The organism is Streptomyces sp. NPDC006476 (assembly GCF_040612015.1).
In the GTDB taxonomy this organism is placed as follows: Bacteria; Actinomycetota; Actinomycetes; order Streptomycetales; family Streptomycetaceae; genus Streptomyces; species Streptomyces griseorubiginosus_B.
This window is the reverse complement of sequence record NZ_JBEXPK010000049.1, coordinates 53,329-66,670: the sequence shown is the minus strand read 5'-3', so window position 1 is coordinate 66,670 and position 13,342 is coordinate 53,329. Positions and strand designations below refer to the sequence as shown.

The 13,342-nt window shown below is 69.4% G+C and carries 15 protein-coding genes and 1 pseudogene; 7 read left to right on the top strand and 9 right to left on the bottom strand.

From position 1 onward, the window contains the following. Positions 1 to 464: amino acid permease (locus ABZZ74_RS38165; protein WP_356773003.1), on the bottom strand; the 464-nt coding region annotated here is incomplete at its 3' end. Positions 465 to 744: 280 nt separating this feature from the next. On the opposite strand from ABZZ74_RS38165, the pseudogene ABZZ74_RS38160 reads away from it, so the two are divergent. Then, positions 745 to 942, top strand: a pseudogene (locus ABZZ74_RS38160) (GntR family transcriptional regulator); the annotation flags it as partial. Positions 943 to 1,409: 467 nt separating this feature from the next. Here the strand turns inward: ABZZ74_RS38160 and ABZZ74_RS38155 are convergent. The 3 genes from ABZZ74_RS38155 to ABZZ74_RS38145 form a co-directional block, all read right to left on the bottom strand. After that, positions 1,410 to 3,848, bottom strand: a complete 2,439-nt coding sequence (locus ABZZ74_RS38155; protein WP_356773012.1) for a WD40 repeat domain-containing protein — start codon at positions 3,846 to 3,848, stop codon at positions 1,410 to 1,412. A 416-nt stretch (positions 3,849 to 4,264) separates the two neighbouring features. After that, on the bottom strand, positions 4,265 to 5,518 hold the full coding sequence (locus ABZZ74_RS38150) for an MFS transporter (protein WP_356773001.1): 1,254 nt from the start codon (positions 5,516 to 5,518) through the stop codon (positions 4,265 to 4,267). Between the two features lie 187 nt (positions 5,519 to 5,705). After that, positions 5,706 to 6,511 (bottom strand): IS5 family transposase gene (locus ABZZ74_RS38145; protein WP_356772999.1). Its coding sequence is split into 2 segments (ribosomal slippage): positions 5,706 to 5,992 and positions 5,992 to 6,511, totalling 807 coding nucleotides; the frame shifts between segments, so codons are not numbered across the junction. A gap of 73 nt (positions 6,512 to 6,584) precedes the next feature. On the opposite strand from ABZZ74_RS38145, the gene ABZZ74_RS38140 reads away from it, so the two are divergent. Next, positions 6,585 to 6,815: a hypothetical protein gene (locus ABZZ74_RS38140; RefSeq protein ID WP_356772997.1), complete on the top strand. Its 231-nt coding sequence runs from the start codon at positions 6,585 to 6,587 to the stop codon at positions 6,813 to 6,815. Here ABZZ74_RS38140 and ABZZ74_RS38135 read toward each other — a convergent pair. From ABZZ74_RS38135 to ABZZ74_RS38125, 3 genes are read right to left on the bottom strand one after another with little or no spacing between them, the layout of a single operon-like run. After that, complete coding sequence (locus ABZZ74_RS38135) at positions 6,812 to 7,558, bottom strand: VOC family protein (RefSeq protein WP_356772995.1); 747 nt, start codon at positions 7,556 to 7,558, stop codon at positions 6,812 to 6,814. The two genes, ABZZ74_RS38140 and ABZZ74_RS38135, sit on opposite strands and share 4 nt — an antisense overlap. After that, positions 7,555 to 7,968, bottom strand: coding sequence for a VOC family protein (locus tag ABZZ74_RS38130; protein ID WP_133044583.1), 414 nt, complete (start codon positions 7,966 to 7,968; stop codon positions 7,555 to 7,557). The genes ABZZ74_RS38135 and ABZZ74_RS38130 overlap by 4 nt, the downstream gene beginning before the upstream one ends. A gap of 15 nt (positions 7,969 to 7,983) precedes the next feature. After that, on the bottom strand, positions 7,984 to 8,388 hold the full coding sequence (locus ABZZ74_RS38125; RefSeq protein ID WP_356772992.1) for a helix-turn-helix transcriptional regulator: 405 nt from the start codon (positions 8,386 to 8,388) through the stop codon (positions 7,984 to 7,986). 102 nt (positions 8,389 to 8,490) lie between these two features. On the opposite strand from ABZZ74_RS38125, the gene ABZZ74_RS38120 reads away from it, so the two are divergent. Genes ABZZ74_RS38120 through ppk2 form a run of 3 tightly spaced genes read left to right on the top strand, consistent with a single transcriptional unit; the run spans position 8,491 to position 10,833 of the window. Continuing rightward, a complete protein-coding gene (locus ABZZ74_RS38120; RefSeq protein ID WP_356772990.1) occupies positions 8,491 to 9,645 on the top strand; it encodes an inorganic phosphate transporter in 1,155 nt (384 codons plus the stop codon). Between the two features lie 16 nt (positions 9,646 to 9,661). Continuing rightward, entirely contained in the window at positions 9,662 to 9,895 is a 234-nt protein-coding gene (locus ABZZ74_RS38115; protein ID WP_356772988.1) for a hypothetical protein, read from the top strand. 38 nt (positions 9,896 to 9,933) lie between these two features. After that, a complete protein-coding gene (gene ppk2, locus ABZZ74_RS38110; RefSeq protein ID WP_356772986.1) occupies positions 9,934 to 10,833 on the top strand; it encodes a polyphosphate kinase 2 in 900 nt (299 codons plus the stop codon). Between the two features lie 103 nt (positions 10,834 to 10,936). Here ppk2 and sodN read toward each other — a convergent pair whose 3' ends face one another. After that, positions 10,937 to 11,332, bottom strand: a complete 396-nt coding sequence (gene sodN, locus ABZZ74_RS38105) for a superoxide dismutase, Ni (protein ID WP_004983535.1) — start codon at positions 11,330 to 11,332, stop codon at positions 10,937 to 10,939. Positions 11,333 to 11,477: 145 nt separating this feature from the next. On the opposite strand from sodN, the gene sodX reads away from it, so the two are divergent. After that, positions 11,478 to 11,909 carry a nickel-type superoxide dismutase maturation protease gene (sodX, locus tag ABZZ74_RS38100; protein WP_356773010.1) on the top strand — a complete coding sequence of 144 codons (432 nt, stop codon included), beginning with the start codon at positions 11,478 to 11,480 and terminating at the stop codon, positions 11,907 to 11,909. Here the strand turns inward: sodX and ABZZ74_RS38095 are convergent. Continuing rightward, on the bottom strand, positions 11,813 to 12,442 hold the full coding sequence (locus tag ABZZ74_RS38095) for a CGNR zinc finger domain-containing protein (protein ID WP_356772984.1): 630 nt from the start codon (positions 12,440 to 12,442) through the stop codon (positions 11,813 to 11,815). The two genes, sodX and ABZZ74_RS38095, sit on opposite strands and share 97 nt — an antisense overlap. A 113-nt stretch (positions 12,443 to 12,555) precedes the next feature. Between ABZZ74_RS38095 and ABZZ74_RS38090 the strand changes: the two genes are divergently transcribed. Next, positions 12,556 to 13,329, top strand: coding sequence for a methyltransferase domain-containing protein (locus ABZZ74_RS38090; protein ID WP_356772982.1), 774 nt, complete (start codon positions 12,556 to 12,558; stop codon positions 13,327 to 13,329). The last annotated feature ends 13 nt before the right edge of the window (positions 13,330 to 13,342 follow it).

The window sequence follows — 13,342 nt, the reverse complement described above, 5'->3', positions numbered from 1 at the left end:
GCGGTCAGCACGACCATGACGATCAGCGCCCAGCCCCACTGCGGGACCGCCGGTATCCAGCCGGCCAGGATCTTGGCCCCGGCGGTCGCCTCCACCGCGAGCACCACGACCCAGAAGAACCAGTACAGCCAGCCGATCGTGAAGCCGGCCCAGCGGCCCAGCGCCCGGTCGGCGTAGGCGGAGAACGAGCCCGAGGTGGGGTTGGCCGCTGCCATCTCGCCCAGCATGCGCATCACGAGGACGACGAGGACACCGACGAGGGCGTAGGAGATGAGGATGCCGGGGCCGGCGGCGGCGATGCCGGAGCCGGAGCCGACGAACAGGCCGGCGCCGATGACACCGCCGATGGCGATCATCGACAGATGGCGGTTCTTCAGGCCGGCCTGGAGGCCGGATTCTGCCGAGGTGCTCTCGGATGTGGTGGTGAGCGGGTCTGCCGTGGAGGCAGGGGGACGTGTGGTCATCTCGACATCCAGGGAGGGAGTTCGGACGAGGGCATGCGTCGGCGGGGCGTGGGCGGAGGTGACCGCACAGCTTCCACCGGCGGGCCGGGTGCCGAGACCGGAAATTAGTTCACCACGATCTAAAAAAACAAGAACCCGCTCGCCTTGTTTAAGTGTTCAGCATGCTCTATTTTCTGCGCATCGCGGAACCCCGCCACTTCCCATCGCGGAACCCAGCCTCGTCCAGGAGCTCCTGTGCGCCAGACCGTGAACCCGCTCAGCTGGCCGTTAGGGGGGCGCCGTGGTGAATGCAGCGGGCAAGTTCGGACCCTACGGCGGCGGGGACACCCGTCTTCTGCCCGGCAGGGGCCAGACGGGATCGGACCTCGTCCGCTCACGGATCGCCCTGCGGGTGCGCCTGAAGTCCGTCACGCCCGGAGACCGGCTTCCGGATGCCGGCGTCCTCTCCGAGGAGATGGGGATCAGTGAGATCACCGTACGCCGCGCCCTGGAGGGGATGTGCCAGGACGGCCTGCTCGACCGCCGGCGGGGCCGCGCGGGCGGGACCTTCGTCGCGGCGGGCTGGGACCCGGTCGTCGCCCTGATGCACGACGCCGACGAGGCGGACTCGCTGGACGCCTTCCACCTGCTGCTCGAGTGCGGACTCGTGGCCCACAGCGCCGACGAGGTACCGGCCGGGCCGCTGCAGGAACTACAGGCGCTGGTCGACGAGATGGACCTGACCGACGACACGGCGCGAATGCTAGAGCTGGAGACGCGCTGCCTGGTCCGCTACAGGGCCGCCCGGCCACAGGTGGGTGGCCGAGCGCTGTCCGGTGCAGGACTATGGCGACGGCCAGTTCCGCTCCCTCGCGGCGTCCTCTGTGTCCGTCCTGCCGACGGACTGTGTGGAGCGACAGCTGCGGCTCGGCGAGGACCGTCGCTACCCTGGCGAGACCTGGCTTGTCAGGATGTCCTCGACAGCACCGCGACCTCACAACCGAACCCGACCACGAAGCGCCCGCCCGGTGCCGCGGCGAGTGAGTGCACGGGGAAAGGGAGCAGGTGGTCGGTACCGGCCGGGCACCCTGCGGTGAGATCGTGGAACCGCACGGTGTGGTCATCGGCGAGGGCCGCGACGAGCCGTCCGTCGGCCATCGCTGAGACCGCCAGCGAATTGTCGGAGCCTGACTCGGCGGCCTGAGCATCACGGATCTGCTGCCCCGTGGACAGGTTCCACAGGCGTACCGTCCGGTCCCGGCCCTTGCTGATCGCGATGGGAGCTCCGCCCAAGGTGGCAGTGGCTACGGCGGTCACCCAGTCGGTGTGGCCGATCAGGGGTTCACCGAGCTGTCGGCCGGTGGGGAGGTCCCACAGTCGCACCGTCTTGTCCCAGCTGCCTGTCACCATCACGGGCCGTCCGTCGAGAACGGCGGTGGCGACGGTGGTAACACGGCTGGAGTGGCCGGTGAGAGGTGCGACCAGGGGCTGTCCGGTGGTGAGGTCCCAGACGCGCACGACGCGGTCACTGCCTGCGGTGAGGGCGACGGGCAGGCCGTCCAGGGCCGTCGAGGCGATGGCCAGGACTCTCCCGTGGCCGCTGGGAAACGGGCGGTGGACCGGTCGGCCGGTGGCGAGCTCCAGGATGTGCAGGGTGGCGTCGGGAGTGGCCGTGACGACGACCGCGTGTCCGCCCACCACCGCCGTCGTCATGGCGGACACCTCTGCGCTCAGGGGATCGGAGGCCCGCGAGCCGGTGGTCAGGTCCCAGGTGCGCACGGTGTGGTCGGCGCCTGCGGTGACGACCACGGGGACGCCGTCAACGACCGCAGTGGCGACCGCCAGGACTGATTCGGTGTGTCCGGCACGCAGTCGGTCACCGTCCCCTCGGGCAGCGGTGAGGTCCCAGGTGCGCACTGTGTGGTCCTCCCCAGCGGTGACGGCGACGCAACGTCCGTCCACAACGGTGGTGGCGACGTCCCACACCTGGCCGGTGTGCCCGGTGAGGGGCTCACCTTCCTGTTCGCCGGTGGCGAGATCCCAGACGCGTACGGTGCGGTCGCGGGATGTCGTGACCGCCAGGGTTCGCGTCCCGACCGGAGCGCTGTCGATGGCCCACACCCGATCGGTGTGACCGGTCAGCGCACTGCCCGAAGGTGACAGGCTGAGTGCGTGCCGCACCGTGATGGTGCCGTCCGGTTCGGCGATGAGGGAGACGGGCAGGTCATCCAGCACCAGACTCCGGGAAGCGACCCCTGCCCCGATTCCCCAGCGCAACTCGATGGCGAACCGGCCGTTCGTTCGGGCGGAGACCAGGGTCCACAGGCCGGTCCGGTTTTCCGGGTCGGCATTGATCAGCCCTTTCCCCTCAGCGGCTTCCAAAGGGATGCTGCGGATGCTCCGCGTACCGTCAGGGCCTATGGGGCTCGTCGGCAGGTCCCAGAAGCGCAGTGTCTGGTCCGCGTTTACGACGAGCGCCACCCTGCGCTCTTCCAGGATCAGGGTCTCGGACGGGCCGTCGGGAAAAGCGATGGGAGCCAGGTCTCCGACCACTTGCGGTGCCTCCTCGTAGTCGAAGCTGAGGACCACGACCCGCCCGTCGACGACCGTCAGGGCTGACAATTCGTCATCGCACTCGGTATCCGCCAGCAGCTCCTGCGGGTCGGCTGCCAGAAGCACGTGGCGATCCAGATCCCACACACGGGGTGCCTGGCTCTCCTCACCGGTTACGGCGAAGTGCCGCCCTTCGAGTGTCCAGGGGCCCTCGGCCGGCAGGCACTCGCCGACCTCGTGGCCGGTGGCCAGGTCCCACACCTGCGCTGGATGGTCCGGTGGAGATGTGACAACGACCTTGCGTCCATCCAGCTCCCCTATGCCCGACATCCAGGGGAACGCGCCCAGTCGGCTGCCGGTGGCCTGGTCCCACACACCCAGCGTCCGGTCCGCCCCGATGGCCAGCACCACGTGCCGACCGTCCATATCCAACCGCGCCAGACCCAGGACCAGTTCGCCCGCAGAACGCCCCGTCTCCGGATCCCACAGCCTTGCGGTCCCGTCCTCGTGGCACGTGAGGACCAGGGGTTGCCCGTCGACCACCACCGTGGCCAGGGCCAAGAACTCGGGCGACAACAACGACATGGGGTCGGAGAGAGCTGCCGTCAGCGTATGCAGCCGTTCCCCCGTCGCCAGGTCCCAGATACACATCGTCGCGTCGCGGCTCGCCGAGACGACAACCGGACGCCCGTCGACAACCGCCGTCGCCACCGCGACCACAGGGGCGTCGTGACCCTTGAAGCAGCGCAGCAGCCGAGGGTCCGACCCGGAACCGCACGTCCAGTCCGCCCGCCAAGAAGCCGGCCCCTGCGAGGCAGTCACATCCCGGGACACGTGATCAGATCTTTCCATCATGGCCCCAAGTTATGGGGCTGCACTGACAACGACCGTCGGAGTGCGCGGGATAGTCAGCCGCGCAGGTTCGCCGGGACCAGCGGTGCCCTCCCCCCGGAGCTCACCCATCCGGAGGTCGCTTGGCGCCTTGCGGCAAATAGCCTTCTGGCCGCCGCCAACACGCCATGTGTGCTGGGGACTTGTTCTCGTACAGCTGCCGCCACCCGACAAGTAGCTGTCGGTAACCGCCGTTGCAATCCGTGACGTCCATACCTCCAGATGACTGCCGCAGTAAATGCCGGATTTACTGATCGTTTCAGATTGAGTTGAGCTGCCGATCGTGCCTCGTCGCCGAAGTCGCGTGGCCTACGGCCACCGCTGACGCGTCAGTGCTCACACACTGGGATGATCAGCGGTGGCCGAGGCATGGAGGGCTAGCTGGTCAGGTTCGCCCTCTGGAGCGTGTTGGCGCTCTCCGTCTGCGAGATGGTGCCCGCCCTCGGCGCCTGCCGCACGGCCCGGTTCGCCGTGGTCAGCAGGGCGATGGCGAGCAGCCACGCTCCGCAGAGCCAGACCAGCGGCTTGGCCCCCAGCGCGCCGATCAACGCACCGCCTGCCAGGGTGCCGATCGACAGAGCACCCGTGGTGAGCGTCGAGACCGCGCTTGTCACGCGGCCTCGCAACTCATCGGGGGTGATGCTCAGCTGGTGGGTGGTCATCGCCACCGCGTACACGGGAGCCACCAGCGATTCACCAGCCGCGACTACGGCCAGCAGCAGTGGGTTGGGAGCCAGTGCGTACAGCGGGAACATCACCGCTTCCAGCCACAGCATCACCACGGCGATCCGACCGAGCGGGAACCGACGCGTCGCCCGGTCCGATACCGACGCCCCTGCCATCGCACCGACGGCCGCTCCGCTGAAGATGACACCGATCCACAGCGGCGACGAGCCGAGCTGCTGGGCAAGGGTGATGATCAGCAGATAGCCGGCGCCGTAGCGGACCTTGTCAGCGGCCGATGCCAGCGTGAGGAAGCGGACGATCGGCTCATGCCACAGCCAGCCGACCCCTTCCCGGATCTCCATGGCGAGCCGCGCCCTCGGTCGGATCTCCTGCCGGTCCACCTGGAATCGGGCGTGCATCAGGCTCAGCGACGCTGCGGAGACGGCGAAGGACACCGCGTTGACGGCGAATGGCACGATCCGTCCGAGGGCGTAGAGCGCACCGGCGAGCGGGCCTCCCAAGATGCCCACCGCGCTGCCGGCGGTCTGCTGGTAGCCGAGGGCGGTTGGCAGTTGCTGCGCGTCGACAACATTCGGCAGCGCCGCTGTGTTGGCGACCTGGAAGAGCGTCCCCAGGATCCCGGCAAGGACGGCCGTCGTGTACAGCTGGGGCATTGTGAGGCGGTCCAGCCAGGCCGTGACGACGACGCCGGACGTGAGCATGGTCCGGCCGAGCTCGCACCAGATCATGGTGGTCTTGCGGTCCCATCGGTCGACGAGCGCCCCTGCGACGAGCCCGAAGGCAAGGAAGGAGACGGTGCCCAGGCCCAGGACGAACCCGGCCTGGGTGGCTGACCCCGTGAGGGCCAGGACGACGAGCGGCAGGGCCATGAACTGGGCCTGGTCGCCGATGGCGGATATCAGTTGGCTGCTCAGCAGCAGCGAGAAGTCTCGGTTCCGAAGCAAGCCGGAACCGCGAAAGGCATTCACTGTTGTTACGCTCCGTAACAGCTCTAGGACACAAGGGTGGCGTCGAAGCTGGTGTCCGAGCTAAGAAACACGGGGCGTTGTAAGCACGGGCGGGACCCTACCCGCGGCGCGACGGGGACAGCAATTGAATTTGCTGGGACAGGTCGGCATGCTGACGGAACGTTCAGGACGCGCGGCGCAGGCGGCGGAGACAGATGAGACTGCAGGCCAGTTCCAGCAGGCCCTGGTGAAGGTCCGTGCGTCGTTCGTAGCGGATGCGGAGCCGTTTGAACTGGTGCAGCCAGGCGAAAGCGCGCTCGACTACCCAACGCACCTTGCCCAGGCCCGAGCCGTGAGCGACGCCGCGTCGGGCAATCGCGGGCTTGATGCCCCGCTTCCAGAGCAGACGGCGGTACTTGTCGAAGTCGTAGGCCCGGTCCGCGTAGAGCCGACGGGGCTTACGGCGGGGACGCCCCTCAGGCCACGAATCGAAGGGATCGCGTCCAGGAGCGGCAGGAGTTGAGTGACGTCGTGACGGTTACCGCCAGTGAGGGTGACGGCGAGCGGGGTCCCGTGACGGTCGACGATCAGATGATGCTTCGACCCGGGACGGGCGCGGTCAACCGGGGAAGGGCCCACGTGCCCCCCTTTGAGCGCCCGGACGTGGGACCCGTCCACGGCACAGTCATCCAGGTCCAGAAGCTCGGCTCGGCGCAGCTCGGTCAGCAGAGCAGCGTGCAGCCGCGGCCAGACTCCGGCCTCGGTCCAGTCTCGCAGCCGGCGCCAAGCCGTCACCCCGGAACACCCGACTGTTTCCGCTGGGACGTCGCGCCAGGCGACACCGGTTCGCAACACGTACAGGATGCCCACGAGGGCCGCCCGGTCAGGAACACGCAGCCTCCCGGGGTAGCGGTAGCGGCGCTCGGGGGCAGGGGGCAAAAGAGGAGCCACCTGCGCCCATAGGTCATCCGGAACAAGATCAGCACGCACATCGGGCAGCCTGCCGCCCAAGATCGTCCGACCACAAGGCCAGCAGCCCAACTCATTCAGAAACGATCAGTTAGTGCGGCGGAGGGTGTGGCGCTGGGCCGTGGCGATGTGGCTGGGCGCGGTCGTCGTCGGAGGCGGCCTCACGCTGTGGCTGCGGGAGTCCGAGGAACCCGCGCCGTCGGCGGGGTGGGAGCGGAGCAGTCCGACACCGTCGCTGCCGGAGGGATGGCGCAGCCAGTGCCCGACCCCCACACCCGACGCCGACGGCCACGCGGCCGTCCTGTGCTTCATCCGCACCCGCTAGGACACGGTTGGCAGTCCGCCCGTCTCCGGATCGCGGCCCGTCAGGCAGTACAACCCGCCCGCCGGGTCGCGCATCACCGTCCAGCCGGAGCCGTGGGCGACGAACTCGGCTCCCAGACGCTCGTGTTCGGTGCGCGTCGCATCGATGTCGGCGCAGGCCAGGTCCAGGTGGGCGGTGGTCGGGCGTTCCTCGCCGAGCCGCTGGAGGAGGATCCGGACCGGCAGGCCGGGCGGCGGCTTGACCACGTGGAACTCGGGGCGCGATCCGGGTACGGACTCCCAGTCCGCCAACAGGGCGCTCCAGAAGGCGACTTCGGCGTCGTACGCGGACGGCGCGATGTCCACGCACACCTGGTCGAGGCGGCTGCCGCGCACGACCGGCGGACGGATCGACTCACCGCCCCAGGGCATGGTGCAGAACAACTGGCCGGCGGGCGAGCGCAGTACGGCCCAGGTGCCGTGATCGGCGACCAACTCCGCCCGCAGCCGCAGCGCCGCGCCCATGAAGTCCCGTACGTCCTCCACGGGGAAGTCCAGATGGGCGCCGCCCGGCCCCGAGGCGACCGCCTGCGCCTTCACGCAGGCGTCGGCCCCGTCGTGCAGGAGGGTGGTGAACTCCTTGTCGTCACCCCGGAGTCCGGACAGCCCTGTACCCGTGACGGCGGTCCAGAAGGCGCTCGCGGGAGCGAAGGCGCCGGCCGGGCGGTCGATGAAGGCGTACGTCCACCGGACCCGTCCGCTCACCCCTTGCGCTCCATGAACCGCAGCATGTTGCCCGCCGGGTCCCGGAACGCGCAGTCGCGCACCCCGTACGGCATGTCCATCGGTTCCTGGATCACCTCGGCGCCGGATTCCTGGACGCGGGCGAAGAGGGCGTCGCAGTCCTCGGTGGTGAAGTTGACCCCCCGCAGCACGCCCTTGGCCAGCAGCTGCTCCATCGCGTCCCGGTCGGCGGGGGAGAGGTCGGGGTTCGCCGCCGGCGGCTCCAGCACGATCGACACGTCCGGCTGCAGCGGCGACCCGACGGTCACCCAGCGCATGCCCTCGTACTTGACGTCGTTGCGGACCTCCAGGCCCAGGACGTCGCAGTAGAACTCCATCGCCTTGTCGTGATCGTCGACCGCGATGAAACATGTGTTGAGTTTGAGGTCCATGCTTCCAACCTAAGGTCAGTACGTCCGGTACGTCCTGGTCGGACGGGTGTACACCCGTGCGACACACGGTGGGATCTCCGCGCTCTCCTCGTGCGAGCGGGCACGGTAGGCGCTCGGCGACTCGCCCACCAGCTCCGTGAAACGGGAGCTGAAGGAGCCGAGGGAGGTGCAGCCGACCGCGAAGCAGACCTCTGTGACCGTGAGATCGCCCCGGCGCAGCAGGGTCTTGGCGCGTTCGACCCGGCGGGTCATGAGGTAGCTGTAGGGGGTCTCGCCGTAGGCCTCGCGGAACAGCCGCTGGAAGTGGCCGGGCGACATCAGGGCGGTGCGGGCGAGGGCGGGCACGTCAAGGGGTTCGGCGTACTCGCGGTCCATGCGGTCGCGGGCCTTGCGCAGACGTACCAGGTCCTCACGGTTCACCACGTCAGCATCGCACGATCCTCACCGGTCGGGCGCCTGTACCTGGAGCGCGCTTTGCCTTGAGTTCGTCTGCTGTACGAAAGCCCTTGCTCCCATGGAGACATGGACCACATCACGTTCCTCGTGGCGGTCGTCATCGTCACGGCCCTGGCCTTCGACTTCACCAACGGATTCCACGACACCGCGAATGCGATGGCCACCTCCATCGCGACCGGCGCGCTCAAGCCGAAAGTGGCGGTGCTGGTGAGCGGGGTCCTCAACATCGTGGGGGCCTTCCTTTCCACGGAGGTCGCCAAGACGATCTCCGGCGGCATCGTCGACGACACCCTCGTCAGTCCGGGGATGATCTTCGCCGGGCTGGTCGGGGCGATCCTGTGGAACCTGCTGACCTGGCTGGTGGGGCTGCCCTCCAGCTCCTCGCACGCCCTGTTCGGCGGGTTGATCGGGGCTGTGTGGGTCGGCGCCGGCTCCCACGGCGTGCACTTCGACAAGGTTGTCGAGAAGATCCTCATCCCGGCCGTCGCCTCGCCGGTCGTGGCGGGCGTCGCCGCCCTGATCGCCACCTACCTCGCCTACAAGCTCACCGCCCACGGCCGCAAGGACTCCGTGACCAAGGGCTTCCGGCTCGGCCAGATCGCCTCCGCCTCCCTCGTCTCCCTCGCGCACGGCACCAACGACGCGCAGAAGACGATGGGCGTCATCACCCTGACCCTGATCTCCGCCGGTGCCCTCGGCCACGACGCCGGCCCGCCGGTGTGGGTGATCGCCTCGGCCGGTCTCGCCATCGGCCTCGGCACCTACATCGGCGGCTGGCGGATCATCCGCACCATGGGCAAGGGCCTGACGGAGATCCAGTCCCCGCAGGGCTTCGCCGCCGAGACGGCCTCCACGACCGTCATCCTCACCTCCGCCCACCTCGGCTTCGCCCTGTCCACCACGCAGGTGGCCTCCGGCAGCATCCTCGGCGCCGGTCTGGGCAGGCGGCTGGCGGAGGTGCGCTGGGGCGTCGCCGGCCGCATGGTGGCCGCATGGCTGATCACGCTGCCGGCCGCCGCGCTCGTCGGCGGTCTCTCGGCGAGCGCCGTCAAGCACGGCGGCAACTTCGGCACGGTCGTCGTCGCGCTGGTCGGTGCCGCGCTCGCCGGCGGCATCGTCCTGCTCTCGCGTCGCAACCCGGTGCACGCGAACAACGTCAACGACCACCACGAGGTGGCCATCCGCACCGAGCCGCCGGCCACCGTCGGCACGGCCGCCTGAGGCAGGGAGAGTTTCGATGGATCTGGACTGGAACGCGCTCGGCAAGGTGACCGGGGTGAGCATCGGCGTCACCGTCGCCGTGGTCGTCGTCTTCGCCCTCGGCGTCCTCGGCCTCGCCCGCTACGAGGGCGCCCGCGAGGAGGGCGGCGGCACGTCGGCCGTCGGCATGGCCCAGGCCGGGCTGTGCTTCCTCGCCTGCGCGGCCGTGGTGGTGTACGGCATCTATCTGATCGTGCCGCAGTTCCACTGAGCCGCCGAGACCCACCACCGGACGCCGAGGAGGACCGGATGACCACCCCGCCCCTGCTGGCCGAACAGGCCGACCTGAAGGTCGACTACACCGACCCCGACGACCCCGTGCTGATCCGCCCGGACGGCTCGCCCATCGACACCTGGCGGGAGAACTACCCGTACGCACAGCGCATGGAGCGCAAGGAGTACGAGTGGCACAAGCGGCTGCAGCAGATCGAACTGCTGAAGCTGCAGAGCTGGGTCAAGGAGACCGGCCGCCGGCTCGTCATCGTCTTCGAGGGACGGGACGCGGCCGGCAAGGGCGGCACGATCAAACGGTTCACCGAGCATCTCAACCCGCGTGGGGCGAGGGTGGTGGCGCTGGAGAAGCCCACCGAGCGTGAGAGCGGCCAGTGGTACTTCCAGCGCTACGTCGAACACCTGCCCACGGCCGGGGAGATCGTCCTCTTCGACCGGTCCTGGTACAACCGGGCCGGTGTGGAACGGGTGATGGGCTTCTGCTCGGACGACGACTACCGGCGCTTCATGCGCCAGGCCCCCTTGTTCGAGCGGATGCTGGTGGACGACGGCGTCGACCTGGTGAAGTTCTGGTTCTCCGTCTCACAGAGCGAGCAGCGCACCCGCTTCACGATCCGTCAGGTCGACCCCGTACGGCAGTGGAAGCTCAGCCCCATGGACCTGGCGTCCCTGGACCGCTGGGACGACTACACCGCGGCCAAGGTCGCCATGTTCAGGGAGACGGACACCGAACACGCGCCCTGGACCGTGGTGAAGAGCAACGACAAGAAGCGCGCCCGGGTCGAGGCGATGCGCAGCGTGCTGGCCCGCTTCGACTACTCCGACAAGGACGAGGAGGTCGTCGGCAGCCCCGACCCCCGCATCGTGGGCGCGGCGGCGGGCCTGCTGGAGGCGGGGGAGGACGACCACGACCGCTAGCGACACCGAAGGGGCCCGGCCGGATCTCCGGCCGGGCCCCTTCGGGGTGCCCGTGGACCTGCGATGGTGCACCGATCGCCGGCCGAGGCGAACAGGCCCTGGGTCAGGCCTTCTTGGTCTCCCAGAAGATCTTGTCGATCTGGGCGATGTAGTCGAGGGCCTTCTGGCCGGTGGCCGGGTCGGTGGACGCCTTGGCGGCCGACAGGGCCTTCAGGGTGTCGTTGACCAGCTGGTGCAGCTCCGGGTACTTCTCGAAGTGCGGGGGCTTGAAGTAGTCGCTCCAGAGCACCGAGACGTGGTGCTTCGCGAGCTCGGCACGCTGCTCCTTGATGACGGTGGCACGCGCCTGGAAGTGCGGGTCGTCGTTGCCGGCCATCTTTTCCTGGACGGCCTTCACGGACTCCGCCTCGATGCGGGCCTGGGCCGGGTCGTACACACCGCAGGGCAGGTCGCAGTGCGCGCTGACCTTGACCTTGGGGGCAAACAGGCGGGAAAGCATGAAGCGTTCCTTCCTCGTGATCGTCTTCTCAGGTGCGACATTACTCCTTGGAGAAGGCGATTTGGCGAGTGCCCCCCGGGGCTTAGGACAAAAGTCCGGGGTCAGACTGAGACTGGTGGAGGAACGGACAGGGGAGGTGCCGGGGATGCCGGAGCTGTCGCAGGACATCGAGCGCGGAAGGCCGCTGCTGCCCTTCGGGGTGGCCGAGGTGACCGGCCCGTCGATGGTGCCCACGCTGCATCACGGGGACCGCCTCGTGGTCCAGTACGGAGCCAGGATCCGCCCCGGCGACGTCGTGGTCCTGCGACACCCCTTCCAGCAGGACCTGCTCGTCGTCAAGCGGGCCGCCGAGCGCCGCGAGGGCGGCTGGTGGGTGCTCGGCGACAACGCCTACGCGGGCGGCGACAGCACGGACTACGGCACCGTCCCGGAGGACCTGGTGCTGGCCAAGGTGCGCTTCCGCTACCGCCCGCTGCCCCCTCAGCGCTCGCCGCTCGCGCTCGTGCGCTGGGCGTGGTCGGCCGCGAGGCCCGTCCTGTCCGACCGGTCGGCCTCCAGGCGTTTGCGGGCGCGGTAGGCCGCCACGTTCGCCCGGGTGGCGCACCGGTCCGAGCAGTAGCGCCGCGAGCGGTTGGTGGAGGTGTCCAGGTAGGCGTTGCGGCACGGCGTCGCCTCGCACAGGCCCAGCCGGTCCACGCCGTACTCCGTGAGATGGAACGCCAGCCCCATCGCCGCGATCGCCGCGTACCCCGCGGTCGCGTTGGAGGGGTGGTCCGCCAGGTGCATGTGCCACAGCGGGCGGCCGTCGTCGTCGCGGTGGTCGTGCCCGGAGATCTGCGGGCTCACCGGGAACTCCAGCAGCAGCGAGTTCAGCAGGTCCACCGCCAGCGTCTCGTCGCCCTTGTCCGCCGCCTCGAACACCGACCGCAGCCGCGCCCGGACCGAACGGAAGCGGGTGACGTCGGCGTCGGTGGCCCGCCGGGCCGCCGACTGGTTGGCGCCGAAGAGGTCGCGGACCGCCTCGATGGAGGTCAGGGAGTCCTTGCCCCGGGCCGGCTCCTCGGTGTTCACGAGGCGTACGGCGTAGTCCGAGTAATAGGCCAGTTCCACTTGTAGTCCTTACCGAGGCGCTCTATGGTCATGGGCGGGATAAGTAACGGCTGCCTACGCTCCCAGGGTATTACGCGACGGGCGTTCCGCGGCCGAACGGAGAAGGGGACTCCATGACCACCACGACCGGAACCGGTACGACGGGCACCGACTGGCAGGCCTGGCAGCAGAGCTGGGACCGGCAGCAGGAGTGGTACATGCCGGACCGCGAGGAGCGCTTCAGGACCATGCTGGACATGGTCGAGGCCTTCGTCGGCCGCGAGCCGCGCGTCCTCGACCTGGCCTGCGGCACCGGCAGCATCACCGCCCGCCTGCTCGACCGCTTCCCGAACGCCACCAGCACCGGCGTCGACCTCGACCCGGCCCTGCTCACCATCGCCCGCGGCACCTTCGAGGGCGACGACCGCGTCACCCTCGTCGAGGCCGACCTCCAGGACCCGCGCTGGCCGGAGCGGCTGCCGCACGACACCTACGACGCGGTGCTCACCGCCACCGCCCTGCACTGGCTGCGCAGCGACCCCCTGACGGTCCTGTACGGCCGGATCGCCGGACTCGTCCGCCACGGCGGCGTGTTCATGAACGCCGACCACATGCCCGACGACACCACGCCGCGGATCAACGCGACCGAGGCCACCCACAGCCGCGCCCGCATGGAGCGGGCGATGCGCGACGGCGCCCTCGACTGGGCCGAGTGGTGGGCCCTGGCCGCCAAGGACCCGGTCCTCGCCGCCCCCACGGCCCGCCGCTTCGAGATCTACGGCTCCCACGCGGACGGCGAGATGCCGTCGGCGGCCTGGCACGCGCGGGTGCTCCGTGAGCAGGGCTTCGGCGAGGCCCGCGCGGTATGGGCGTCACCCTCGGACACGCTGCTGCTGGCCCTGAAGTAGCCGGCCAACGGGA